The sequence below is a fragment of the Hydrogenophaga sp. FW305-3-2-15-A-LB1 genome, assembly GCF_058787875.1.
The window spans coordinates 38828-61451 of sequence record NZ_JBYTAE010000018.1; the positions used below are offsets into that span (position 1 = coordinate 38828).

Below are 22624 nucleotides of genomic sequence, written 5' to 3' on the forward strand. Positions count from 1 at the left end.
AGACGGAGACAAGACCATGCAGTTCACCCACGAACACCGCGAAGTGCAGAAGACCCTCAAGCGCTACATCGACGAGCACATCAACCCGCACGTGGACGAATGGGAAGCGGCCGAGATGATGCCCGCGCACGAGATCTTCAAGGGCCTGGGCAAGCTGGGTCTGCTGGGCCTGACCAAGCCCGAGGAATATGGTGGCGCGGGGCTGGACTACAGCTACAGCATGGCCATGGCCGAGACCCTGGGCCACATCCACTGCGGCGGCGTGCCCATGGCCATCGGCGTGCAGACCGACATGGCCACGCCCGCCCTCGCGCGTTTCGGCAGCGAGGCACTCAAGCGCGAATTCCTCGCGCCGGCGATCGCGGGCGACATGGTGGGCTGCATCGGCGTGAGCGAGCCCGGCGCGGGCAGCGATGTCTCGGCCATCAAGAGCGTGGCGCGCAAGGACGGCGACGACTACCTCATCAGCGGCCAGAAGATGTGGATCACCAACAGCCTGCAGGCCGACTGGATGTGCATGCTGGTCAACACCAGCGACGGCCCGGCGCACAAGAACAAGAGCCTGGTGATGGTGCGCATGCGCGAGAACGGCAAGCTGGTCAAGGGCATCGAGGTGGCGCAGAAGATCCGGAAGATCGGCATGAACAGCAGCGACACCGGTTTGATCTATTTCGACGAGGTGCGCGTGCCGCAGAAAAACCTGATCGGCACCGAAGGCTCGGGCTTCATCTACCAGATGCAGCAGTTCCAGGAAGAGCGACTCTGGTGCGCGGCCAGCACGCTGCAGAGCCTCTCCAACTGCATCGGCTGGACGGTGGAGTGGGCGCAGGACCGCAAGCTCTTCGGCGCCAGCCTGGCCGACCAGCAGTGGGTGCAGTTCAAGCTGGCCGAGCTCAAGACCGAGGTGGAGAGCCTGCGCGCGCTCACCTACCTGGCGGTGGAGCACTACGTGGCCGGCGAGGACGTGACCGAGTGGGCCACCATGGCCAAGCTCAAGGCCGGCCGGCTCAACCGCATCGTGCCCGACACCTGCCTGCAGTTCTGGGGCGGCATGGGCTTCACCTGGGAGAACAAGGTCTCGCGCATGTACCGCGACGGGCGCCTGGCCTCCATCGGCGGCGGCGCCGACGAGGTGATGATGGGCATCCTGAGCAAGATCATGGGCATCGCCAAGAGGCCGCAGAAGTGAGCGGCGCGGCTTTCCTGGTCGAGCGCGCGGGCGACGTGGAGCGCTGGACGCTCAACGACCCCGCCACACGCAACGCCCTGAGCGACGCCATGGTGGTGGGCCTGTACGAGGCCTGCCTGCGCGCGCAGCAGGACTCGACGTTGCGGGTTGTCATCCTCACCGGCGCGCCGGGCGCGTTCAGCGCCGGTGGCAGCCTGGGCAACTTCGCCAGCGCCATCGGCCAGCCATTGCAGCCCGGCGAGGACGACCCGCTGATCGCGCTGAACCGGGGTTTCGGCGATGTGCTGCACGCGCTCTGCGCGCTGCCGCAGCTGCTGGTGTGCGCGGTGGACGGCGCGGCCATGGGCGGCGGCTTTGGCCTGGTGTGCTGCGCGGACCACGTGATCGCCACTGAAGGCTCCAGCTTCGCCACGCCCGAGGTGACGCTGGGCCTGCCGCCCGCGCAGATCGCGCCCTTCGTGTGGCAGCGCCTGGGCGATGCGGCCGCGCGCCAGTGCCTGCTGCAAGGCCGCGCATACCGCGCGGCCGACGCGCAGGCGCTCGGCCTGGTGGACGAGGTGGTGCCCGATGGCGCGTTGGCCGCCGCGCTGCCCGAACGAGTGCAGGCGATGAAGCGCGCCGCGCCCGGCGCCGTGGCCAGCACCAAGCGCCTGTTGCAGCGCCTGCGCGGCGAGGCGCCGGATCTGCGCGACGAAGCCGCCATCGCCTTTGCCAGCGCGCTGCGCGGCCCGGAGGCGGCCGGTGGTCTGGCCGCTTTCGCGAAGAAGCAGCCCGCGCCCTGGGCGCCGAAGCCATGAAGCGCCTGCTCATCGCCAACCGCGGCGAGATCGCCCGCCGCATCATCCGCACCGCACACGCCATGGGCATCGAGACCGTGGCCGTGTTCTCCGAACCCGACGCGGGCGCCCTGCACGTGCGCGAAGCCACCAGCGCCTACGCGCTCGGCGGCGCGGCCTCGGCCGATTCCTACCTGCGTGTGGACCGCCTGCTCGACGCCGCCGTGGCCACCGGGGCCGACGCCGTGCACCCGGGCTACGGTTTCCTGAGCGAGAACGCCGACTTCGCGCAGGCCGTGATCGACGCCCGCCTCACCTGGGTCGGCCCGCCGCCGGCGGCCATCCGCGCGCTGGGCAGCAAGTCCGCCGCCAAGGCGCTGGCTGTGCAACACGGTGTGCCCTGCCTGCCCGGTTACTTCGGCGACGACCAGCGCGAAGACACCTTCGTGGCCGAGGCGCAGCGCGTCGGTTTCCCGCTGATGGTCAAGGCCGTGGCCGGCGGTGGGGGGCGCGGCATGCGCCTGGTGCACGAGGCCGCGCAGCTGCTGCCCGCGCTCAAGGGCGCGCGCTCGGAGGCGCTGGCGGGTTTTGCCAACGGCGACCTGCTGATCGAACGCGCCCTGCTGCGCCCGAGGCACGTGGAGGTGCAGGTGTTCGCCGACGCCCACGGCCACTGCGTGCACCTGGGCGAGCGGGACTGCTCGGTGCAGCGCCGGCACCAGAAGATCATCGAAGAAGCGCCGAGCCCGGCCGTCTCGCCCGAGTTGCGCGAACAGCTGGGCCGCTGCGCCGTGGCGCTGGCCCAGGCCGCTGGCTATGTGGGTGCGGGCACGGTGGAATTCCTGGTGGATGGGAACGAGTTCTTCCTGATGGAGATGAACACCCGACTGCAGGTGGAACACCCTGTCACCGAAGCGCTCACTGGCTTGGATCTTGTGGAATGGCAGCTGCGCGTCGCGCGTGGCCAGCCGCTGCCGTTGGCGCAGGACGCCATCACCTTCCACGGCCACGCCATCGAGGTGCGCCTGTGCGCCGAAGACGAGCACTACACGCCGCACACCGGCCGCGTGCGGCACTTCGCCGAGCCGCCCCTGCCGAGCGGCCTGCGCTTCGACCACGCGCTGGAAACCGGCAGCGAGATCACGCCGCACTACGACGCCATGCTCGGCAAGCTGATTGCCCATGCGCCCACCCGAAGGGAGGCAATCGACCGCTTGGCCCACGCGCTGGACCAGACCCTGGTGCTGGGCCTGCCCACCAACCGCGCCTTTCTCGCGGCCTGCCTGCGCCACCCCTTGTTCCACGAAGGCGGCGCGCTCATCCCCTTCCTGGCCGAAGAGGGCGACACCGTGCGCGCCATGCTGCTGCACCCGCCCGACGCCGTGCTGGCCGGTGTGCTCGCGGCGGTGTTCGGTGCGCAGGCGCCCGCCACCGCGTTGCCATGCCCCTTCGTCCGCCCGCTGCGCTGGTTGCACGGTGACCAGGTGCTGGACCTCGCGGTGCAGGAACAAGGGCAGGGCGCCCTGAGCGTGGCCTGGGGCGAGCGCACCGTGCCCGCCCGCGTGGCCCCGGGCCGTGTGGTCATCGGCGGTGTCACCTGGCCCGTGAGCGCCGCGCCGCTGGGCGCGGGCCGCTGGCAGGTGCAGGCCGGTGCGCACACCGTGTCGCTCACCGATCTCAGCCTCGCGCCGCGCGAGCGCGCGGGCGGTGCGTCCGCCGCGCGCGAACTGCGCGCGCCCTTCAACGGCAAACTGATCGCGGTGCACGTGCAACCGGGGGCGGTCATCGCCAAGGGCGAACCGCTGCTGGTCATCGAATCCATGAAGCTCGAACACACCCTGGCCGCGCCGCGCGACGTGACCGTGGAAGCGCTCTCGGTGGCGGCGGGCCAGCAGGTCGCGCCCGGGCAATTGCTGGTGACCTTCGCCGCATGAACACCACCGACCTCTCCGCCTTCACCGCCGAAGACCGCGCCGCGCTGGTCGACACCGTGCGGCGTTTCGCCACGCAGGCGATCGCGCCCCACGTGCCCGCCTGGGAAGACGCGGGCGAACTGCCGCGCTCGCTGCACCGCGAGGCCGCCGACATCGGCCTGCTCGGCCTGGGCTACCCCGAGCTCCTGGGTGGCACGCCCGCGCCCTGGAGCGCGCGCAACGCCATGTCGCGCACGCTTGCCCGGTACGGCGGCAGCGGCGGCGTGATGGCCAGCCTGTTCACCCACAACATCGGCCTGCCGCCCGTGCTCGCGCACGGCACGCCCGAACTGCAGCGGGAGGTGATCCCACCCGTGCTGCGCGGCGAGAAGATCGCGGCCCTGGGCATCACCGAGCCCGGCGGCGGCTCCGACGTGGCGGCCCTGCGCACCACTGCGCGGCTCGAAGGCGACGAGTACGTCATCGACGGCGAAAAGGTGTTCATCACCTCCGGCATGCGCTGCGACTGGATCACCCTCGCGGTGCGCACCGACCCGCAGAGCAAGGGGGCGAGCGGCATCTCCATGCTCGTGGTGCCCTGCGATGCCCCGGGCATCTCGCGCAGCGCGCTGCAGAAGATGGGCTGGCTGTGCTCGGACACCGCGCACCTGCGCTTCGACGGCGTGCGCGTGCCCGCGCGCCACCGCCTGGGCGCCGAAGGCGCGGGTTTTCGCATGATCATGGGCAACTTCAACGGCGAGCGCCTGGCCCTGTCCGCCATGGCGCTCGGCTTCGCCGAAGCCTGCCACGACGAAGCCCTGGCCTGGGCCCGGCAGCGCAGCACCTTCGGCGCGCCGCTCATCGAGCGCCAGGTGATCCGCCACAAGCTCATGGACATGCAGATGCGCATCCGCTCCACCGAAGCCTGGCTGGAGGCGCTGGGCGCGCGCGTGGACGCGGGCGACGACGGCGGCGACTGGGTGGCCAACGTCTGCCTGCTCAAGAACCACGCCACGCAGACCATGCAGTTCTGCGCCGATGCCGCGGTGCAGATCCTCGGCGGCATGGGCTACATGCGCGGCACCGTGAGCGAGCGCGTCTACCGCGAAGTGAAGGTGATGATGATCGGCGGCGGCGCCGAGGAAATCATGAAGGAACTGGCCGCACGACAATGGGGACTATGAGCAAACACACCGCCGCCACTTCTTCCGCGCCGACCGAGTTCGAGCCCGAGTTCATCGCCGTGCTCAAGGACCTGTTCGAGAACAAGATCGTCTTCAACAAGGTGCTGGGCCTGAAGATCGAGGACATCCGCCCCGAGCGCGTGACCGCGCGTATCGACATGAAGGCCGACCTGATCGGCCACTACCAGCACGGCCGCGTGCACGGCGGCGTGGTCAGCGCCGCGCTCGACGCCATGGGCGGCCTGGCCTGCATTGCCGCCAACGGCGCGCGCCACATGAACGAAGAGCCGATGCAGCGCCTGCAGCGCTTCGCCAAGCTCGGCACCATCGACCTGCGCATCGACTACCTGCGCCCTTGCGTGGGCGAGTACTTCAAGCTGAGCGCCGAGGTGCTGCGGCTGGGCTCGAGGGTGGCGAACACGCGCATGGCGTTCGAGGGGGCGGATGGCAAGCTGTTGTGTGTGGGGGCGGGGGCTTACATCGTTTCTTGAAGAAGGGGCGGTGCGCTCGGCCTTCTCCCAGGGTCGGCAGACTTGGCGTGATGTGAAGTGAACCTTCCACGCCGGCCGCGGTCAGACGCCGTTACAAGCAGTTGCGAATGGCTATCATCTGTCGTTCGTGCCTGCTCTCACGCAGCCAGCGTCGACGCCGCCAGAGAGGCCGGTGTTCGACCAGCCACCGGCCCGCTTTTCGCCTCTCCCTTTCGCCTTTCCACACGTTTTCATGTCCGCACCTGAGCCTTCTTCCGCCGCTGCGCACTCGCCTTCCCGTCTGTCCTGGCCGCGCCGGCTGTTGTGGCTGGGCCTGTTCCTGGGCGTCGGCTTCGCGGCCTGGTGGTTCCTGCTGCGCCCGCCGCCACAAGCCCCCGCCGCACCCAGCGCCTGGCGCGGCCCGGTGGCGGTGCGGGTGGAGCCGGCGCGCACCGAAGACTTCACGGTGCAGGCCCGCGCCGTCGGCACGGTGGCGCCGTACAACACGGTGACGGTGCGCAGCCGGGTGGACGGCCAGCTGGCGCGCGTGCTGGTGCGCGAAGGGCAGAAGGTGGCGCGCGGTCAGTTGCTGGCCGAGATCGACCCCGAGCCCTTGCGCGTGGCGCTGGCGCAGGCGCAGGGCCAGCAGCAGCAGAACCTGGCCCAGCTGCGCAACGCCGAGAGCGAACTGGCCCGCTATGAAGGTCTTTTCAAGCGCGACGCCGTGGCCCGCCAGGTGCTGGACCGCCAGGCCGCGCTGGTGCAGCAGCTGCGCGGCACGCTGAAATCCGACGAGGCGCAGGTGGACAACGCGAAGCTGCAGCTCTCCTACACGCGCATCGTGGCGCCCATCGCCGGCCGCATCGGCCTGCGCCGGGTGGACGCGGGCAACCTGCTGTCGGCCAACGACGCCAACGGCCTGTTCACGCTGACGCAGACGCAACCGGTGTCGGTGGTGTTCAGCGTGCCCGAGCCGCAGGTGGCCGAGGTGCGCGCCGCGCACGACGGCAAGAACCCGCCTCCCGCCGAGGCCTGGGACCGGGACAACCGAACCCGCCTGGCCCTGGGCCGGCTGGACACGCTGGACAACCAGATCGACGCGGCCACGGGCACGCTGCGGCTCAAGGCGCGTTTCGAGAACGCGGACGACGCGCTGTTTCCCAACCAGTTCGTGAACGTGCGCCTGGCGCTGCGCCAGCTGCCCGGCGCGGTGACGATTCCCACCGACGCGGTGCAGCACGGCTCGCGCGGCAGTTATGTGTATGTGATCGCCGAGAACAAGGCCCAGGTGCGCGACCTCACGCTCGGCCCCGCGAGCGGCGGGCGCACCGTGGTGCTCAAGGGCCTGGTCAGCGGCGAGCCGGTGGTGCTCGAAGGCCTGGACCGCCTGGAGAACGGCCGCGCGGTGAACGTGGTGCAGGCGGCGGCGCTGCCCGCCGGTTCGCCGCTGGCGCCGGAACCCGATCAGCCGGCGGCGCCCGCCACCCCGGTGCGCTGACGGGGGCGCTCGCCGATGTCCTCCGCCGCCGCCCCCCTCTCGCTCTCGCGCCCCTTCATCCTGCGGCCGGTGGCGACCTCGCTGCTGATGCTGGCCGTGCTCATCGCCGGCCTGCTGGCCTGGCGCCAGCTGCCGGTGTCGGCGCTGCCCCAGGTGGACTACCCGGTGATGCAGGTGTTCACCTTCCAGCCCGGTGCCAGCCCGGACGTGACGGCGCGCACCGTCACCGCGCCGCTGGAGCGCCGGCTCGGGCAGATCCCGGGCTTGTCGCAGATGTCGTCCACCAGCTCGGGCGGCGCTTCGGTGATCACCCTGAAGTTCGCCCTGGAGGTGGACCTGGGCGTGGCCGAGCAGGACGTGCAGGCCGCGCTGCAGAGCGCCAACAGCCTGTTGCCGTCGGACCTGCCCGCGCCGCCGATCTACCGCAAGGTGAACCCGGCGGATGTGCCCATCCTCACGCTGGCCATCGGCTCGGACACACTGCCGCTGCCGCGTGTGGTGGACATGGTGGACACGCGCATGGCGGGCCAGCTGTCGCGCCTGCCGGGCGTGGGCCTGGTGAGCCTGGCGGGTGGGCAGCGCCCGGCCATCCGGGTGCAGGCCAACAGCCGCGCGCTCGCCGCCAACGGCCTCACGCTGGAAGAGCTGCGCACCGCGATCGCCGCGGCCAACAACAACCAGCCCAAGGGCAGTTTCGACGGCCAGTTGCGCAGCACCATGCTGGACGCGAACGACCAGCTGCGCTCGGCGGCGGAGTACCAGCGGCTCATCGTGGCCTGGCGCGATGGCGCGCCGCTGCGGCTGGCCGACGTGGCCCAGGTGGAAGAGGGCGCGGAAGACCGTTTTCTCGCGGCCTGGGCCGGCATGGCCTGCGCCGAGGGGCAGAGCAGCGGCTGCGGCCTCGCGCCCGCGGTGCTGCTGAACATCCAGCGCCAGCCCGGCGCCAACGTGATCGCGGTGGCGGACCAGGTGCGCGCGCTGCTGCCACAGCTCACGGCCACGCTGCCGGCGAATGTGAAGGTGCAGATCGTGTCGGACCGCACCGAAAGCATCCGCGCCTCGGTGCGCGACGTGCAGAAGGAGCTGCTGTTCGCCATCGCGCTGGTGGTGCTGGTGACCTTCGTTTTTCTGCGCACGCTGCCGGCCACGCTGATTCCCAGCGTGGCGGTGCCGCTCTCGCTGGTCGGCACCTTCGCCGCCATGCTGTTGCTGGGCTATTCCCTCAACAACCTGAGCCTGATGGCGCTGACCATCGCCACCGGTTTCGTGGTGGACGACGCCATCGTGATGCTGGAGAACATCGCGCGCCACCGTGAAGAAGGCGCGGGCCCGATGGAAGCCGCGCTCAAGGGCGCGAGCGAGATCGGCTTCACGCTGGTCTCGCTCACGGTCTCGCTGGTGGCGGTGCTGATTCCGCTGCTGTTCATGGCCGACGTGGTGGGTCGCCTGTTCCACGAGTTCGCGGTCACGCTGGCGGTGGCCATCGCCATCTCGCTGGTGGTCTCTCTCACGCTCACGCCCATGATGGCCGCGCGCATGCTCAAGCAGGCGCCCGCGCACGCGCAAGGCCGGCGCGACTGGCTCAGCGGCACCATCGAGCGCTACGGGCGCGGGCTGGACTGGGTGCTGGCGCGCCAGCCGCTGGCGCTGCTGGCCATGGCCGCCACGCTGGTGCTCACGGCGCTGCTCTACCTGGCCGTGCCCAAGGGCTTCTTCCCGGTGCAGGACGCGGGCGCCATCCAGGTCGTGACCGAGGCGCCGCAGAGCGTGTCCTTCGGCGCCATGGCCGAGCGGCAGCAGGCATTGGCCCAGGCGCTGCTGGCCGAGGCGCCGGTGCGGAGCCTCTCGTCCTTCATCGGCGTGGACGGCAGCAACGCCACGCTCAACAGCGGGCGCATGCTGCTCACCCTGGCGCCGCACGCGCAGCGCTCGGTGTCGGCCAGCGAGCTGATCGAGCGGCTGCGTGAGCGCGCGCGCGACGTGGGCGGCATCGAGGCCTGGTTCCAGCCGGTGCAGGAACTCGGCATGGAAGACCGCATCAGCCGCACGCAGTACCAGTTCACGCTGAGCTCGCCCGACAGCGCGCTGCTGGGCGATTGGACCGGGCGTTTGCTGGCCGCCTTGAAAGAGCGGCCCGAGCTGATCGACGTGGCCAGCAACCTGCAGCGCGAAGGCCTGCAGGCCTACCTGGAAATCGACCGCGACGCGGCGGCCCGCCTGGGTCTGCGCATGGGCGACATCGCCTCGGCGCTGCAGAGCGCGTTCGGCCAGCGGCAGGTGAGCACGCTGTTCACGCACGCCAGCCAGTACCGCGTGGTGCTGGAGAGCGACGACGCGAAACAGGGCGGCCTGCAGGCGCTGGAGGGGGTGTACGTGCAGCCCGCCGGCGGCGGGGCCGACGCGAAGCCGGTGCCGCTGTCGGCCGTGGCGCGCGCGGTGCAGCGGCGCGCGCCGCTGGCCATCGAGCACCAGGGCCAGTTCCCGGCGGTCACGCTGTCGTTCAACCTCGCGTCCGGGCATTCGCTGGGCGAGGCCGTGGCCGCCATCGCAGCCGTGCAGCGGCAGGTGGAATTGCCCGTGGCCGTGGAACTGGCCTTCCAGGGCGCGGCCGAGGGTTTCCGCAATTCGCAGGCGAACACCCTGTGGCTGATCCTGGCCGCCGTGGTGGTGATGTACCTGGTGCTGGGCATGTTGTACGAGAGCGCGGTGCACCCGCTCACCATCCTGTCCACGCTGCCCTCGGCCACGGTGGGCGCGCTGGCCGCGCTGCTGTTGGCCGGCCGGCCGCTGGACCTGATCGCGGTGATCGGCATCGTGCTGCTGATCGGCCTGGTGAAGAAGAACGGGATCATGATGGTGGACTTCGCCCTGGACGCGCAGCGCCGCCTGGGACTCTCACCGCGCGAGGCCATCCACCGCGCCGCGCTGCTGCGCTTCCGCCCCATTCTCATGACCACGCTGGCCGCGCTGTTCGGCGCCATCCCGCTCATGCTGGCCAGCGGTTCGGGCGCCGAACTGCGCCAGCCGCTGGGCATCGTGATGGTGGGCGGGCTGATCGTGAGCCAGGTGCTCACGCTGTTCACCACGCCCGTGGTCTACCTGGCGTTCGACCGGCTGGCGCGCCGGCGCACCGAGATGGCATGAACGCGCTGGCCCGCTTTTTCATCCGCCGCCCCATCGGCAGCGTGATGCTGGCCGTCGGCATCGTGCTGGTGGGCCTGCTGGCGTGGCGCCTGCTGCCGGTGTCGCCGCTGCCGCGCGTGGATTTTCCGGTGATCCAGGTGCGCGCCAGCCTGCCCGGCGCCAGCCCCGAGAGCATGGCCTCCACCGTGGCCGCGCCGCTGGAGCGCGCGCTGGGCAGCATCGCGGGCGTGGCGAGCATCCGGTCCAGCAGCACCCAGGGCAGCACCAGCGTCACGCTGCAGTTCAACCTGGACCGCGACATCGACGAAGCTGCGCGCGAGGTGCAGGCCGCCATCAACGCCTCGCGCGGGCAGCTGCCCTCGGGCATGACGGGCAACCCGAGCTACGTCAAGGTCAACCCCTCGCAGGCGCCCATCATGGCGCTGGCGCTCTCATCGCCCCGGCTGCCGTCGTCGGCGCTGTACGACAACGCCTCCACCGTGCTGGCGCAGAAGCTCGCGCAGATCGTGGGCGTGGGTGAGGTCACGGTGGACGGCTCGTCGCTGCCCGCCGTGCGCGTGCAGGCGAAACCCGAGGCGCTGTCGCACCGCGGGATGTCGCTGGACGACGTGCGCCAGGCCATCGCCCAGGCCAACGCCTGGCGCCCGCTCGGCCAGACCGAGCAGGGCGGCCAGCGCTGGCAGATCGCGCTGCCCGAACCGCTGCGCTCGGCGGCGGATTTCTCCCAATTGGTGGTGCGCAACGAAGGCGGGGCGCTGGTGCGCCTGGCCGACGTGGCCGAGGTGACGGACTCGGTGGAAAACCGCTACACCGCCGGATACCACAACGACAGGCCCGCCGTGGTGCTGCTGGTGAGCCGGCGCGCGGGCGCCAACATCGTGCAGACCATCGACGCCATCCACGCCCAGATGCCGCAATTGCGCGCGCTGCTGCCGGCCGACACCGAGCTGCGCGTGGTGATGGACCGCTCACCCGGCATCCGCGCCACGCTGCGCGAGGCGCAGTTCACGCTGGTGCTGTCCTGCGTGCTGGTGATGGCGGTGGTGTGGGCCTTCCTGGGCAGCGTGCGCACGGCGCTGATTCCGGCGCTGGCCCTGCCGGTGTCGCTGATCGGCGCCTTCTCGGTGATGTGGTGGCAGGGCTTCTCGCTCAACAACCTCTCGCTCATGGCCCTGATCGTGGCCGCCGGTCTGGTGGTGGATGACGCCATCGTGGTGCTGGAGAACATCCAGCGCCACATCGAGCGGGCGCGTGCGGCGCAGGCCGCGAACGGCCAGCGTGAGGTGGGGCGGCGCACGGTCTGGCGCGCGGCCTTCACCGGCGCCGGCGAGGTGGGCTTCACCTTGCTGGCGATGAACCTGGCGCTGATCGTGGTGTTCATCTCCATCCTGTTCATGGGCGGTGTGGTCGAGCGCTTGTTCCGCGAGTTCTCGATCACGCTGGTGGCGGCCATGCTGATCTCGCTGGCGGTGTCGGTCACGCTCACGCCCGCGCTGTGCGCGCACGGCCTGCCGGCCGGCCCGCCCAAACCGCCAGGCCCGCTGGCGCGCGGCATCGCCAGCCTGCTGGCCGACGTGCAGGCGGGTTACGCGCGCAGCCTGGGATTCGCGCTGCGCCACCGCGTGTTGACCCTGTTGTTGCTGGCCGGCACTGTGGCCCTCAACGTGTGGCTCTACGTGGCGATTCCCAAGGGCATGCTGCCGCAGCAGGACACCGGCCAGCTCGGCGGCTTCGTGCGCGGCGACGACGGTTTTTCGTTCCAGGGCATGCAGCCCAAGGTGGAGGCTTTTCGCGGCCTGCTGGTGGCCGATCCCGCCGTGGCCGACGTGACGGGGGTGAGCGGCGGGCGCACCGGCACCAGCAACTCCTGGTTCCGCATCCGCCTCAAGCCCCTGGCGGAGCGCGGCGAGCCCGCCTCGGCCGTGGTGGCGCGCCTGCGCGCCAATGCCCCGCAGATCGCCGGCGGCGTGCTGTTCGTGAACGTGGACCAGGACATCCGCCTCTCCAGCGGCGGCGGCGACAACGAGTACCTGTTCGTCATGCGCTCCGATTCGCTGCAGGACCTGCGCGGCTGGACCAAGCCGGTGGGCGAAGCGCTGCGCGCACTGCCCGAGCTGACCGACGTGGACTTCGGCGCCGGCGAGGACGCGCAGCAGGTGATGCTGAACGTGGACCGCGAGGCCGCGCGCCGACTCGGTGTGCGCATGGACACCGTAACGACGGCCCTGAACAACGCGTTCTCGCAACGCCAGGTGGCCACGCTGTACGACCCGCTGAACCAGTACCGCGTGGTGATGGAGGCCGACCCACGCGGCAACAGCGAGCCTTCCGCGCTGAACCAGGTGCAGCTGCTCAACGACGCGGGGGAGCGCGTGCCGCTCAGCGCCATCGCCACCTGGCGCTACGGCCTCACGCGCGACCGCGTGCAGCACGACGCCCAGTTCGCCTCCGCCGGCATCAGCTACGCGCTGGCGCCCGGCGTGAGCCTGCAGCAGGCGCAGCAGGCGATCGACCGCGCCGTCAACGGCCTGCTGCTGCCCACCAGCATCTCTACCGGCGAGCGGGCAGGCGACCCCAACAGCCTGCAGGCCACGCTCAAGCGCCAGCCCTGGCTGATCCTGGCCGTGCTGGTCACGGTCTACCTGGTGCTGGGCATGCTGTACGAAAGCACGCTGCACCCGCTGACCATCCTGTCCACGCTGCCCTCGGCCGGCGTGGGCGCGCTGCTGGCGCTGCGCATCTCGGACACCGAGTTCAGCCTGATCGCGCTGCTCGGGCTGTTCCTGCTGATCGGTGTGGTCATGAAGAACGCCATCCTGATGATCGACTTCGCGCTCGCCGCGCAGCGCACGCGCGGGCTGGCGCCGCAGGCCGCCATTCACGAAGCCGCCTTGCGCCGCCTGCGCCCCATCCTCATGACCAACCTGGCCGCGCTGCTGGGCGCGGTGCCGCTGGTGCTGGGCCTGGGCGAGGGCTCGGAATTGCGCCGCCCGCTGGGCATCGCCATCATCGGCGGCCTGGCCGTGAGCCAGCTGCTCACGCTCTACACCACGCCCGTGGTCTACCTCGCGCTCGAGCGCCTGCGCCGCCGTGTGCAAGGCCCAAGCCCGGCGGCCCAGACCGCCTGAACCCATGTCCTTTTTCTTGTTTCCATCCCGCTTCGCGCTCGCCGCCCTGCCGTTGCTGCTGGCGGCGTGCGCCACCAGCACCGACTACCGCGCCCCCGAGATCGCGCTGCCCGCCAGCTTTCAGCACGCCGGCACCGAGCCGACGGCTGCCGTGATCCAGCCCGATTGGTGGGCCGTGTACGCCGACGCCGAACTCGACCGGCTGCTGCGCCGCGTGGGCGAGGCCAACGCCGAGCTGGCCCAGGCCGAGGCGCGCTGGCGCCAGGCGCTGGCGCAGGTGGATGCCGCGCGCGCGCTGGCGCTGCCGCAGATCGGCGCGGGCGCTTCCGTGACACGCAGCGGTGGCAACGCGGCCGCTGGCGCCAACGCCGGCACGCGCCAGCTGTACGCGACCGGTCTGGACCTGTCCTGGTCGCCCGACCTCTGGGGTCGAGTCGCGCTTTCGCGGCAGGCCGCCACGGCCAGCGCCGAGGCACAGGCCGCGCTGGTGGACGCCGCGCGCCTGGCGCTGCAGCTGGCGGCCGCGCAAGGCTATGTGCGGCTGCGCGCGCTGGACGCGCAGCTGGCGCTGCAGGCCCAGGCGGACGTGGCCTATGCGCGTTCGCTGCAGGTCACGCAGCTGCAATACGAAGCCGGCCTGGTGGCGCGTGCCGACGTGATCCAGGCCGAGACGCAGCTGCAGTCGCTGCGCACACAGGTGTTCACCCTGCAGCGCCAGCGCGCGCTGGAAGCCAACGCGCTGGCGCTGCTGGCGGGTTCCACGCCCAGCGACTACCCGATGGCCGCGCGCGACGGAGGGCTGCCGGTGGTGCCCGCGATTCCCGCGGCCTTGCCCGGTGAGTTGCTGCGCCGCCGCCCCGACCTGGCCGCCGCCGAGCGCGCGCTCGCCGCCGCGCACGCGCGCCTGGGCGTGGCGCAGCGCGCCTGGCTGCCCGACCTGACGCTCTCGGCCAGCGGCACCCTGCAGGCCAGCAGCTGGTCCCGCCTGCTGGACGCGCCAGCGCGCGTGTGGTCGCTCGGCCCGCAACTCGCGGCCACGCTGTTCGATGGCGGCACGCGCCGCGCCGATGAAGCCACCTTCCTCGCCGCCTACGACGAGCAGGCCGCGGCCTGGCGCGGTGGCGTGCTCTCGGCTGTGCGCGAAACCGAGGACGCGCTGGTGCAACTGGCCACGCTGGCCGAGCAGGACCGCCAGCAACAGCAGTTGGTGACGCTGGCCAGCGAGAACGAGCGTGTGGTCGGCTACCGCTACGAGGCCGGCGAGATCAGCTTCCTGGAGGTGGCGACCGCGCAGAACCTGGCGCTGTCGGCGCGCCGCGCGGCGCTCGACGTGCAGGCCGAACGGCTGGCGGCCAGCATGGCGCTGGTGGCCGCATTGGGCGGCGGCTGGCAGGCGACTGCGCGCTGAGTCGGTCAGATCGGGACGCCGGCCACCATGTGTCGGGCCGCGTCCGAAGCCTTGACGCTGCGCACCAGGGCGTTTTCGATTGCGCGCAATTGCGACTCGAGATCGGTTTCCACCAGGCCCATGGCGCTCCTCAGCACGAAGGTGCCAGGCTTGAGGCGCGAGTCCCGTTCCACCACCAGCGATTGCAGGCCGGGGGTGTCGCGCAGCAGCGCCGGGACGGCCGCGCACAGCGCATCGTGGTGGCTCGGGTGCACGTGCAGTGTGGCCTGTGTCTGCTGGCGAAGGGCCTTGAGCGCCTTGCCGACGGCCAGGGCCGCGCGCTCGTGGTCGTTGTATTGGGAGAAGATCGATCGCACCGCGTTGATGACCACGCTCACCAGCTCCGATTCGACTTCCGTCATGTAGGCGTCCCGGCTCGCGATGGCTTGCAGCATGAGGCGGGAGGTCTCCTGGGCGGCGGCTTCCACACTGTCCTGGCGGATGCGTTCGGCCTCCGAGGCGGCTTGATGGCGCGCGGTCTCCAGCAACGAAGCCGCTTCGGCTCGCGCGTCTGCCAACACCTGGGCGGCCTGGCGGAAGTGGTTGGCATCCTCACGGCGAATGATCTTTCCCGATCTCATGGGTGGGCTCCGATGCCGTCGAAGGCGCTGGCGAGCACGGGCTCCACTTCGCGCAGCACCCGTTGAAGGAGTGCGCCACTCGGTGGGGTGACGAAGATTCGGGTGGGGTCGCTCGGCGCGATCTCGTGCAAACGGGCCGACAGCCGGGCGCGAAGGTGGAGATGTTCTTCGACATCGGGGTCATGGCAGAAGGCCTGCAAGGCAGCCATGCCGACTTCGCGCACGGCCGCGCTCACGCGTCCGGGGTCGTCAAATGCCGGAGGGGCCACCGAGATCGTGCCGATCAACGGCGCTCTCAGCATGCCGAACTGGTAGAGCTCGTGGCCGAGCTGTTCGCGGAAGGCCGCGATGCGCCGGCCTTCCAGCACATGCCGCAGGGAGGCCCCAGCGCCCAGCATGCCCACATGGTCCGCGAATCGCCGCAGGCGCGACACGCGCATCACCAGCAAGGTCCAGAGCAGAACGTGCGCCTGTCCGGGGGCTGGCGCTGCCGGCTCCTGGGGGTCGTGGCCGCCAGCCGCCATCAGCAGCGCACGGGACCGCTCGCTGAGCGTGGCGGCGTCGATACCCATGGTGGAGGGGAAGTCAATGAATGGCATGGACCGGTGGCAGGCGAAGTCCGAGAGCGGTTGGAAGGATGAGTGGGGATGGGGGCTTCAAGGTTCACACCCGTCAGAAATCCCCGAAGAGCCAGCGGCTTGCCCGAACTTTCTTTCAGACCTTGCGCACTCAGCCCTTCAACCACGTCCGCTCAGCCATGCGATCCCCCAACCCTGCCCCTTCCGTGCAACACGCGGTGGCCATCTCGATGCCGGACTTGCTCTCACCCGACTTGGCGAAGTCGTTGGCGGAGGTGGGTTTCCTGGCGATCGATCTGAAGGATTGGACGTTCTCCCAATCACGGCTCTGGCGTTACCAGCTGACATTTTGTTGGTATGGATGCGGTGAGCGCCCTGGATGAGGGCCCGTGCCGCGCCTTGTGTCTAGGCGCTACTTGCCTCTGCCGCGGTGCGCAGCTCGCAGTCGGTGTGCAGCTCGCAAGAACACTTGCCGTTGTCCAGACGCCAGATGGATTTCAGGTCCTCCTTGGGCACGCCATCGAGCTCATCCATCCGTCCAGAGATGACCACAGTGACTGTTGCGGTGTGGTCGCGCACGTGAGGGATGGCCTGAATCTCGATGGAATCGATGGCATGCGTGCGCTGCAGAAACCAGTGCAGTTGGCGAATGAGTTGGTTGGCTTCGATGCGGCGGATGCGCTCGGAGAATTTCAGGCCGATGCGAGGGATGTTGCCGTGCGCTTTCAGTTCGGCCAGGATCCGCAGGTGAGCCTGAAGCCAGTTGTCGAGGGTCTGCTTTTCTGCCCAGCCCCCCTCCCTTTGAAGGAGCGAACTGTGCATGAGGTAGTCGGACAGGTTGTAGATGACGGCTGGGTCGATCGCGCTTCCTCGTTCGGCCGCGACGGCAAACCGGTTCATGGCGTTGAGCAGGCTGTGGATGTCCCAAAGCAAGGGGACCGGAGAGGCAAGGGTGCGCTGTGGCGCCGGGATTTGCCTGCTCATGTATCTGCGCCAAAGCAAAACGCCTGCGAGAATGCCCACGCTGAGTGCAGTCAGAGCAACCCCGGCAATCATCGTCAAAGTGGCCATGTGACTTCACCCTCGAGGGGCCTCCGCTTTTCATGCAAATCGGAAACTGAATTTGGATTGTTTTGGCTTTGCGGTTCGGAAGAACGACCACCCATCAGATCGTCCGCCCGCTGATTCAACGAGATGGTCGCCTTTCTTGAAATGTGGGTGTGCGCCGAGGGGGGCGTCGTCATTCACCAGGCAGGCTCATCGGTGTGGTGGCTTGATGCGAGGTTCGTTGTCGCAGCTTGGCCTGTTCGGCGAGCAGCGGCCCGATCGATGGCAATGAATCGGTCAGCAGCACGGCTTGTGCGAATCGCTGAGCGACGTTCTTTGCAATGGCCTCCAGGGCTTCTCTTTGGTTCAGAAGCCACATCAGCTCGGAAGATGGCGCGCCAGCGTTGCGAAAATGATGGGCCACGGCAGCGAGAGAGCGTTTGAAGCCGAGGTCCAGTCCGTCGAAGTACCAGTTGAACAGCCCGTCTTCCTCGCGCAACCAGAGCATGGGTGATCGAACGCTCAAGCAGATCAACGGCTCCACAGAGCGATTCCTGTTGTTGTCGAAGGCCTTGGCACAAGGCGCTATGCAGGGCAATGGCAATCCGGCGCTGGAGTCCCTGCGCGATCGTGTGGACGCCTTGTGGGCGCGAGACGGGGTACGGATCCGGGCCGATGTGAACATCGCACCACGGCTGGCAGGCGCCGAGGACAAGGGCGCGAAAGACAGGCAGGCTTACCACGACGCCGTGTTGGATGGTGACACCTTGCCTCGCACGCTGATGTTGCTGCTGGAACGCTATGGCGATGGTATCGAGGCCGCCGTGGAGCGGCTGCGTCAAGCCCTGGGCGCCGACCTGGTGGCCACTCGGCCTTCGCTGCCGGTTGAGCGCCTGCGGGCGATCCTGCATGAGCTGTTCATGCTGGGCGCTTTGCTGCCGTTTCTGATGAGCTGCCGCGATCTGCTTCGCAGAGCGCGCTTGCAAAAACGCAAGCACCGAAACCCGAAAACCGGAGAGGGGGCCGAAGCCGATGAAGGCGCCGCGCTGCTGGGGGAGTTGGCGGAATGGGTGCCTCGTTGGTTGACGCAAGGCGATGTTCGATCTTTGCTCTACCAGTACGGTTTGAGTCTGGACCAACAGGCTGATAGCCAGGGTGGCGGTCCTACCTCACCGCCCGCTGACGGGCAGGCGGCGGCCATGAGTGAGTCCGATCGCCTGTTGGTGGTTCTGCACGGTATCCGCTCGATTCTGCGGCAGGTGCCCGAGCGTCTGTTTCCCGATGGAGAGCACAAGCTCAATGCCGACCAGGTGTTGGTCGGCATGCTCGACAACCTCATCTTGGGGGAGGCAGATGAACCACCACAACCTCAGAACTGAAGCTGTCGATCTTTCTTCAGGTGGCGCCTTGTGTGTGTGTCTGGACGCCAATGCGTTGGGCTGGACGGTGCTGGAAGTCCGTGATCACGATGACCTGATGCTCACGCGTTTTGTGCCTATCCTTTGTGACGGGATGGTGGTGGCCCAGATGGCGTTGAAGAAAGCCAACCTGCGCGGGCCGCAGCGCGTGCCGGTGGCCGTGGGGGTGCACGTGCGCTCTCTGGTGCTCTCGATGCGCCTGCAGCGCAGCACCGCCACCGCCGGTTCGGTGGATGGCGCGCGCGCCGAGTTGCTGCGTTTTGCCAACGCCTGTTTCACATGACTTCACCCATTTCCAACATCGCCAACACCAAGCCAGCGATTGCCTGGCTCGTCTCGCGCCTTCCGTCGCTAGACCCGTGGTCGCGAATGGGTGGAGGCGCGGCCGGAGGCGCCGGCGAGGCGCCTTTTCGAACCCCAGTGGCGGCGGCGCCCGGTCTCGCGCAGGGGTTTGCAGTGGGGCCGTCGCAGGTGGATCCTCACGCCGACGCAGGGCTTCGCGGCTGGATCGAAGACCGGCTTCTCCTGGAGTTGGGTGTCCGTTTGATGCCATCCACTGCGCAGGCGGCGGCGCCCGGGGATCACATCAGCGCTGTGCGAACGGCGATCGTACAACTGGATGGTGCCGCCGCTCACGCCGAGGCCATGCGCGTGCTGGAGGATGCCGTGGCGAGCCACGAGGCCTTGCAGCAAGGCCGTCACGCATTGAAAGAGGTTTGACGTGCCAGTGCTGGATGCGGCGCAGGTCCATGCAGTGACCACCCTGGCTTGGCGTTACCTGTGTGGTGGCCGGACACAAGACGCGTGTGTGCTGTTCGAGCTGCTGGTGAAGCTCATGCCGGCGCGCATGGAATTGCGACTGGCATTGGCGCATGCCCTGCTGGGATGTGGAAATCCTATTGCTGCCCTGGGCGAGCTGGAGGTGCTGGGCTCGTCTCACGAGCCGGTCGCCCATTTCCTCAGTGGCCAGGCGCTCGCGCGTATCGGGCGCATGGTGGATGCGCGCGTGGCTTTCGATCGATACCGGGAGTGCCGCCAGGCCAAGCCCCTCCACGCGCCGTTCTGACGCGCTTTTGACTGGTTCATGGAAAACACCCTTGCTTCCTTGCAGCGCTTCGTCGCCGTGGCAGCTCGCCGCGCCGACCTGGTGCTCGCGCTCATCCTCATGGCCGTGGTGTTCATGCTGGTGCTGCCATTGCCCACGGTGCTGGTCGATGTGCTCGTGGCCATCAACATCGCCGTGTCGGCGCTGTTGCTGATGGTGGCGATGTACCTGCCCAGCCCGTTGGCGTTCACGTCCTTTCCATCGGTCCTGCTCGTCACCACCTTGTTCCGTCTGGCGTTGTCCATCGCCACCACGCGATTGATCCTGCTGCAGGCGGATGCCGGGCACATCATCGAAGCCTTCGGAAACTTCGTGGTGGGCGGCAACCTGGTGGTGGGTCTGGTGGTGTTCCTGATCCTTACCATCGTTCAGTTCATCGTGATCACCAAAGGCGCCGAACGCGTGGCCGAGGTGGCCGCGCGTTTTTCGCTCGACGCCATGCCGGGCAAGCAGATGTCCATCGACGCGGACATGCGCGCGGGCGCGATCGACATGAACGAGGCACGGCGTCGGCGCACCCGGCTGGAGAAGGAGAGCCAGCTCTACGGCGCCATGGACGGTGCCGTGAAGTTCGTGAAAGGCGATGCCATCGCCTCCATCATCATCGTCTTCGTCAACCTCGGCGGCGGGATGTTGATCGGCACCATGCAGCGCGGCCTGCCGGCGAGCGAGGCCATGGCGATCTACTCCGTGCTCACCATTGGCGACGGGCTGATTGCTCAGATACCGGCGTTGTTGATGTCCATCACCGCCGGCATGATCGTGACGCGGGTGACCAGCGAGGATGGTGGGCGAAGCAACGTGGGTCGGGACATCGCCGAACAGGTGCTCGCACAGCCCAATGCGCTGTTGGTCGCGGGCGCGATCATGCTGGGTTTCGCGCTGGTGCCTGGCATGCCGGGTTGGGTGTTCATGACGTTGGCCGTGCTGGCGGGCGTGGTGGGCTTCGTATTGCTGGGGCGCGGACTCAAGGGGGCGGCGGCACCCGGGGACCGCACTGCCGGTCCCACGGCACGTGCCGGCGCGGGGCCAGCACAGACCGATGGCGGCGGCGATGGCAAGTCCGCAGCCTCTTATGCACCGACCATGCCGCTGGTGCTGGACCTGGCACACGAGATGGAAAGCACCTTGAATGCGCGAACCTTGATTGCTGCCTTGCAGGGCGTGCGCGAAGAGACGTACATGGAATTGGGTGTGCCGTTGCCGGCGGTACATCTGCGCTACAACAAAGGCCTGGTGCGCGGCGCCTATCAGATTCTGGTGCACGAGATCTCGTCTGCGCGTGGCCTGCTGCAGCCAGGCCACCTGCTGGTGCGCGAGGCGCCGGAGAATCTGGAAGCCTTGGGCATTCCCTTCGAAGAGGCGACGGCGTTCCTGCCCAACATTGCCGCGCTGTGGACGCCGGAGCATGAGGCGGCGCGGTTGCGCGAATACGGCATTCAGGCGATGGACACCATGCAGGTGTTGGCGCACCACCTTCGGCTGACGCTCAAGCGCCATGCGCGCGAATTCATCGGCATTCAGGAAGTGCAATTCCTGTTGTCGCAGATGCAGGCGGACTATCCCGACCTGATCACCGAACTGCAGCGCGTCGTGCCAGGGCAGCGGGTGGCCGACGTGCTGCAGCGTCTGGTGAGCGAGGGTGTGTCGGTGCGCAACCTGCGCACCATTGCCGAAGCCCTGGTCGATTGGGGTGGCAAGGAGCGCGACGTGGTGTTGCTGGCCGAGCATGTGCGCACCGCCCTCAAACGCCAGATCTCGCACCAGTTCGCCGACCGCCACCAGATGCTGGCCGCATACCTGCTGTCGCCCGAGGTCGAAGACATCATTCGCAATGGCATCCGCCAGACTTCGATGGGCAGCTACCTCGCGTTGGATGCAGAGCAGACCAGCAACCTCCTGGACCGGATCACGGAGACCGTGGGCGACCTGTCCGCCATCAGCCACAAGCCCGTGATCCTCACCAGCATGGACATCCGGCGCTATGTGCGAAAGATGATCGAAGAATCGTTGTACGAAGTGGCCGTGCTCTCTTACCAGGAACTGGTTCCAGAGATCAACGTGCAACCGCTGGCGCGCATCGAAATTGGGCCGTGACGATCCATGGATGAACGCGCAATCTTGCTTGAGTTGCGGGTCCTCGCCGGCCTTCAGGCCGGTGCGCGTCTGACACTTTCGGACGGCCGGCATGTGCTTGGCAGCGGGGAGTCGTGCGAGGTCGTGTTGGCCGGCCCTGGCATCGAGCCGCAGGCGCTGGTCATTGTGGTGGACGGCGTTCAGTTGCTTCTGCAACCCGGTCAACCGGGTTGCGGCCTGAGCGCTGGCGACAGCCTCAGTGAGCCCTTCATGCTGTTACCAGGCGTTCCATTCCACCTGAGTGACATCTGGTTGGTCGTAGACCACCAAGCCAGCCCCTGGCCAGAAAATCGTTCATGGCTGGTTTCGGCGCCACCGCCTCTTGAGGCCCTGTCGATCGAGGCGGCCGACACAGTGAAGGCGGCGCGAGGAGTGGTGGCATCCGAGTTGGTGAGACCGGCCAGCGAGCCGCGCCGGTTGCTGTGGTGGCTGAAATGGACGGCTTGGTGCATCGCGGTGTTTTGCCTGGGTGGTCTGGGCGTCCTGGCTTGGTTCAAATTCGGAATGGAATACCTCCCCAACATGCGATCCATGACCGCAGCGCACCTCTCCCGATTCACCGAAGCGCCGGTGGTGGGGACGGGCACAGGGATGCCCCAGATGCGGCCGGCTGAGCCCGCTCCGGTTTCCGCTAAGGCGCCTTCCCCACCAGCTCAGAAGCCGTCTTCGTCCGGAGTCGTTCTGCTGGGCCCCGCACCCACTGCGGCACCAGTGGCCGAAAGCCCGATGCTGGGATTGCCGCTGGCTGGATCCCATTTGGTGCAGGGTCGCACCCGCGAGCGGTCCGAGCGTACTGACGCTGGCCCTGCATCGGCCGCCGACCTCGCACGCCTGCCTTTCGTGGTTCGACAGGTGGCTTGCGGTGAGGTGGCCAGCATCACCACCGACAAGGGGGTCAAGCTCTTCGAAGGGGCGAGTCACAAGGGCTACGAGATCACAAGGGTGTCTCCGGAACGGTTGCGGCTGCGAGGACGCCATGACGTGGAGTTGTCATGCTGAGGGGGGGTGAC

At 68.7% G+C, this 22624-nt stretch carries 19 protein-coding genes; 15 read left to right on the top strand and 4 right to left on the bottom strand.

What is annotated here, in order from left to right; translation table 11 throughout:
• The first annotated feature begins 16 nt into the window (after positions 1-16).
• The 9 genes from AC3WPZ_RS07665 to AC3WPZ_RS07705 all read left to right on the top strand — a co-directional run bounded on the left by AC3WPZ_RS07665 (position 17) and on the right by AC3WPZ_RS07705 (position 14710).
• A complete protein-coding gene (locus tag AC3WPZ_RS07665) occupies positions 17-1189 on the top strand; it encodes an acyl-CoA dehydrogenase family protein (protein ID WP_492438987.1) in 1173 nt (390 codons plus the stop codon).
• On the top strand, positions 1186-1986 hold the full coding sequence (locus tag AC3WPZ_RS07670) for an enoyl-CoA hydratase/isomerase family protein (RefSeq protein ID WP_444687385.1): 801 nt from the start codon (positions 1186-1188) through the stop codon (positions 1984-1986). The genes AC3WPZ_RS07665 and AC3WPZ_RS07670 overlap by 4 nt, the downstream gene beginning before the upstream one ends.
• Positions 1983-3899 (top strand): acetyl/propionyl/methylcrotonyl-CoA carboxylase subunit alpha, encoded by a 1917-nt coding sequence (locus AC3WPZ_RS07675; RefSeq protein WP_492438990.1) that lies wholly within the window; start codon positions 1983-1985, stop codon positions 3897-3899. The genes AC3WPZ_RS07670 and AC3WPZ_RS07675 overlap by 4 nt, the downstream gene beginning before the upstream one ends.
• Complete coding sequence (locus tag AC3WPZ_RS07680) at positions 3896-5062, top strand: acyl-CoA dehydrogenase family protein (protein WP_492438992.1); 1167 nt, start codon at positions 3896-3898, stop codon at positions 5060-5062. The genes AC3WPZ_RS07675 and AC3WPZ_RS07680 overlap by 4 nt, the downstream gene beginning before the upstream one ends.
• A complete protein-coding gene (locus tag AC3WPZ_RS07685; protein WP_382154405.1) occupies positions 5059-5553 on the top strand; it encodes a thioesterase family protein in 495 nt (164 codons plus the stop codon). Before AC3WPZ_RS07680 ends, AC3WPZ_RS07685 begins: the two co-directional genes overlap by 4 nt.
• A 232-nt stretch (positions 5554-5785) precedes the next feature.
• Positions 5786-7030, top strand: coding sequence for an efflux RND transporter periplasmic adaptor subunit (locus AC3WPZ_RS07690; RefSeq protein ID WP_492438994.1), 1245 nt, complete (start codon positions 5786-5788; stop codon positions 7028-7030).
• 15 nt (positions 7031-7045) lie between these two features.
• Positions 7046-10174 (top strand): efflux RND transporter permease subunit, encoded by a 3129-nt coding sequence (locus tag AC3WPZ_RS07695; RefSeq protein ID WP_492438996.1) that lies wholly within the window; start codon positions 7046-7048, stop codon positions 10172-10174.
• The gene (locus tag AC3WPZ_RS07700) at positions 10171-13302 is read left to right on the top strand and encodes an efflux RND transporter permease subunit (RefSeq protein WP_492438998.1); all 3132 of its coding nucleotides are present in this window, start codon (positions 10171-10173) and stop codon (positions 13300-13302) included. Before AC3WPZ_RS07695 ends, AC3WPZ_RS07700 begins: the two co-directional genes overlap by 4 nt.
• Positions 13303-13306: 4 nt before the next feature.
• A complete protein-coding gene (locus tag AC3WPZ_RS07705; RefSeq protein ID WP_492439000.1) occupies positions 13307-14710 on the top strand; it encodes an efflux transporter outer membrane subunit in 1404 nt (467 codons plus the stop codon).
• A 5-nt stretch (positions 14711-14715) separates the two neighbouring features.
• Here the strand turns inward: AC3WPZ_RS07705 and sctL are convergent, their stop codons facing one another.
• The 4 genes from sctL to AC3WPZ_RS07725 form a co-directional block, all read right to left on the bottom strand.
• Positions 14716-15330, bottom strand: a complete 615-nt coding sequence (sctL, locus tag AC3WPZ_RS07710) for a type III secretion system stator protein SctL (protein WP_382321860.1) — start codon at positions 15328-15330, stop codon at positions 14716-14718.
• On the bottom strand, positions 15327-15929 hold the full coding sequence (locus AC3WPZ_RS07715) for a SctK family type III secretion system sorting platform protein (RefSeq protein ID WP_492439003.1): 603 nt from the start codon (positions 15927-15929) through the stop codon (positions 15327-15329). Before AC3WPZ_RS07715 ends, sctL begins: the two co-directional genes overlap by 4 nt.
• Positions 15930-16313: 384 nt before the next feature.
• Complete coding sequence (locus AC3WPZ_RS07720) at positions 16314-16979, bottom strand: hypothetical protein (RefSeq protein WP_492439005.1); 666 nt, start codon at positions 16977-16979, stop codon at positions 16314-16316.
• A 169-nt stretch (positions 16980-17148) separates the two neighbouring features.
• Complete coding sequence (locus tag AC3WPZ_RS07725) at positions 17149-17463, bottom strand: hypothetical protein (protein WP_492439007.1); 315 nt, start codon at positions 17461-17463, stop codon at positions 17149-17151.
• Between AC3WPZ_RS07725 and AC3WPZ_RS07730 the strand changes: the two genes are divergently transcribed.
• From AC3WPZ_RS07730 to AC3WPZ_RS07755, 6 genes are all read left to right on the top strand, one after another.
• Positions 17462-18334, top strand: a complete 873-nt coding sequence (locus AC3WPZ_RS07730; protein ID WP_492439009.1) for a hypothetical protein — start codon at positions 17462-17464, stop codon at positions 18332-18334. The genes AC3WPZ_RS07725 and AC3WPZ_RS07730 overlap by 2 nt on opposite strands.
• Positions 18335-18431: 97 nt before the next feature.
• Positions 18432-18656 (top strand): hypothetical protein, encoded by a 225-nt coding sequence (locus tag AC3WPZ_RS07735; protein ID WP_492439011.1) that lies wholly within the window; start codon positions 18432-18434, stop codon positions 18654-18656.
• Positions 18653-19093, top strand: coding sequence for a hypothetical protein (locus tag AC3WPZ_RS07740; RefSeq protein ID WP_492439013.1), 441 nt, complete (start codon positions 18653-18655; stop codon positions 19091-19093). Before AC3WPZ_RS07735 ends, AC3WPZ_RS07740 begins: the two co-directional genes overlap by 4 nt.
• Before the next feature lie 88 nt (positions 19094-19181).
• Positions 19182-19439 carry a hypothetical protein gene (locus AC3WPZ_RS07745; protein ID WP_492439015.1) on the top strand — a complete coding sequence of 86 codons (258 nt, stop codon included), beginning with the start codon at positions 19182-19184 and terminating at the stop codon, positions 19437-19439.
• A gap of 18 nt (positions 19440-19457) precedes the next feature.
• On the top strand, positions 19458-21575 hold the full coding sequence (gene sctV / locus AC3WPZ_RS07750) for a type III secretion system export apparatus subunit SctV (protein ID WP_492439017.1): 2118 nt from the start codon (positions 19458-19460) through the stop codon (positions 21573-21575).
• 6 nt (positions 21576-21581) lie between these two features.
• Positions 21582-22613, top strand: coding sequence for an FHA domain-containing protein (locus AC3WPZ_RS07755; RefSeq protein WP_492439019.1), 1032 nt, complete (start codon positions 21582-21584; stop codon positions 22611-22613).
• The last annotated feature ends 11 nt before the right edge of the window (positions 22614-22624 follow it).

What these genes read in the sequence shown, in the direction of transcription:
- AC3WPZ_RS07675 (WP_492438990.1), top strand. Translation starts at nt 1,983, where the DNA reads ATGAAGCGCCTGCTCATCGCCAACCGCGGCGAGATCGCCCGCCGCATC.
- AC3WPZ_RS07755 (WP_492439019.1), top strand. Translation starts at nt 21,582, where the DNA reads ATGGATGAACGCGCAATCTTGCTTGAGTTGCGGGTCCTCGCCGGCCTT.
- AC3WPZ_RS07690 (WP_492438994.1), top strand. Translation starts at nt 5,786, where the DNA reads ATGTCCGCACCTGAGCCTTCTTCCGCCGCTGCGCACTCGCCTTCCCGT.
- AC3WPZ_RS07715 (WP_492439003.1), bottom strand. Translation starts at nt 15,929, where the DNA reads ATGCCATTCATTGACTTCCCCTCCACCATGGGTATCGACGCCGCCACG.
- AC3WPZ_RS07665 (WP_492438987.1), top strand. Translation starts at nt 17, where the DNA reads ATGCAGTTCACCCACGAACACCGCGAAGTGCAGAAGACCCTCAAGCGC.
- AC3WPZ_RS07705 (WP_492439000.1), top strand. Translation starts at nt 13,307, where the DNA reads ATGTCCTTTTTCTTGTTTCCATCCCGCTTCGCGCTCGCCGCCCTGCCG.
- AC3WPZ_RS07720 (WP_492439005.1), bottom strand. Translation starts at nt 16,979, where the DNA reads ATGGCCACTTTGACGATGATTGCCGGGGTTGCTCTGACTGCACTCAGC.
- AC3WPZ_RS07735 (WP_492439011.1), top strand. Translation starts at nt 18,432, where the DNA reads ATGCTCACGCGTTTTGTGCCTATCCTTTGTGACGGGATGGTGGTGGCC.
- AC3WPZ_RS07685 (WP_382154405.1), top strand. Translation starts at nt 5,059, where the DNA reads ATGAGCAAACACACCGCCGCCACTTCTTCCGCGCCGACCGAGTTCGAG.
- AC3WPZ_RS07740 (WP_492439013.1), top strand. Translation starts at nt 18,653, where the DNA reads ATGACTTCACCCATTTCCAACATCGCCAACACCAAGCCAGCGATTGCC.
- sctV (WP_492439017.1), top strand. Translation starts at nt 19,458, where the DNA reads ATGGAAAACACCCTTGCTTCCTTGCAGCGCTTCGTCGCCGTGGCAGCT.
- AC3WPZ_RS07680 (WP_492438992.1), top strand. Translation starts at nt 3,896, where the DNA reads ATGAACACCACCGACCTCTCCGCCTTCACCGCCGAAGACCGCGCCGCG.
- AC3WPZ_RS07725 (WP_492439007.1), bottom strand. Translation starts at nt 17,463, where the DNA reads ATGCTCTGGTTGCGCGAGGAAGACGGGCTGTTCAACTGGTACTTCGAC.
- AC3WPZ_RS07700 (WP_492438998.1), top strand. Translation starts at nt 10,171, where the DNA reads ATGAACGCGCTGGCCCGCTTTTTCATCCGCCGCCCCATCGGCAGCGTG.
- AC3WPZ_RS07695 (WP_492438996.1), top strand. Translation starts at nt 7,046, where the DNA reads ATGTCCTCCGCCGCCGCCCCCCTCTCGCTCTCGCGCCCCTTCATCCTG.
- AC3WPZ_RS07730 (WP_492439009.1), top strand. Translation starts at nt 17,462, where the DNA reads ATGGGTGATCGAACGCTCAAGCAGATCAACGGCTCCACAGAGCGATTC.
- sctL (WP_382321860.1), bottom strand. Translation starts at nt 15,330, where the DNA reads ATGAGATCGGGAAAGATCATTCGCCGTGAGGATGCCAACCACTTCCGC.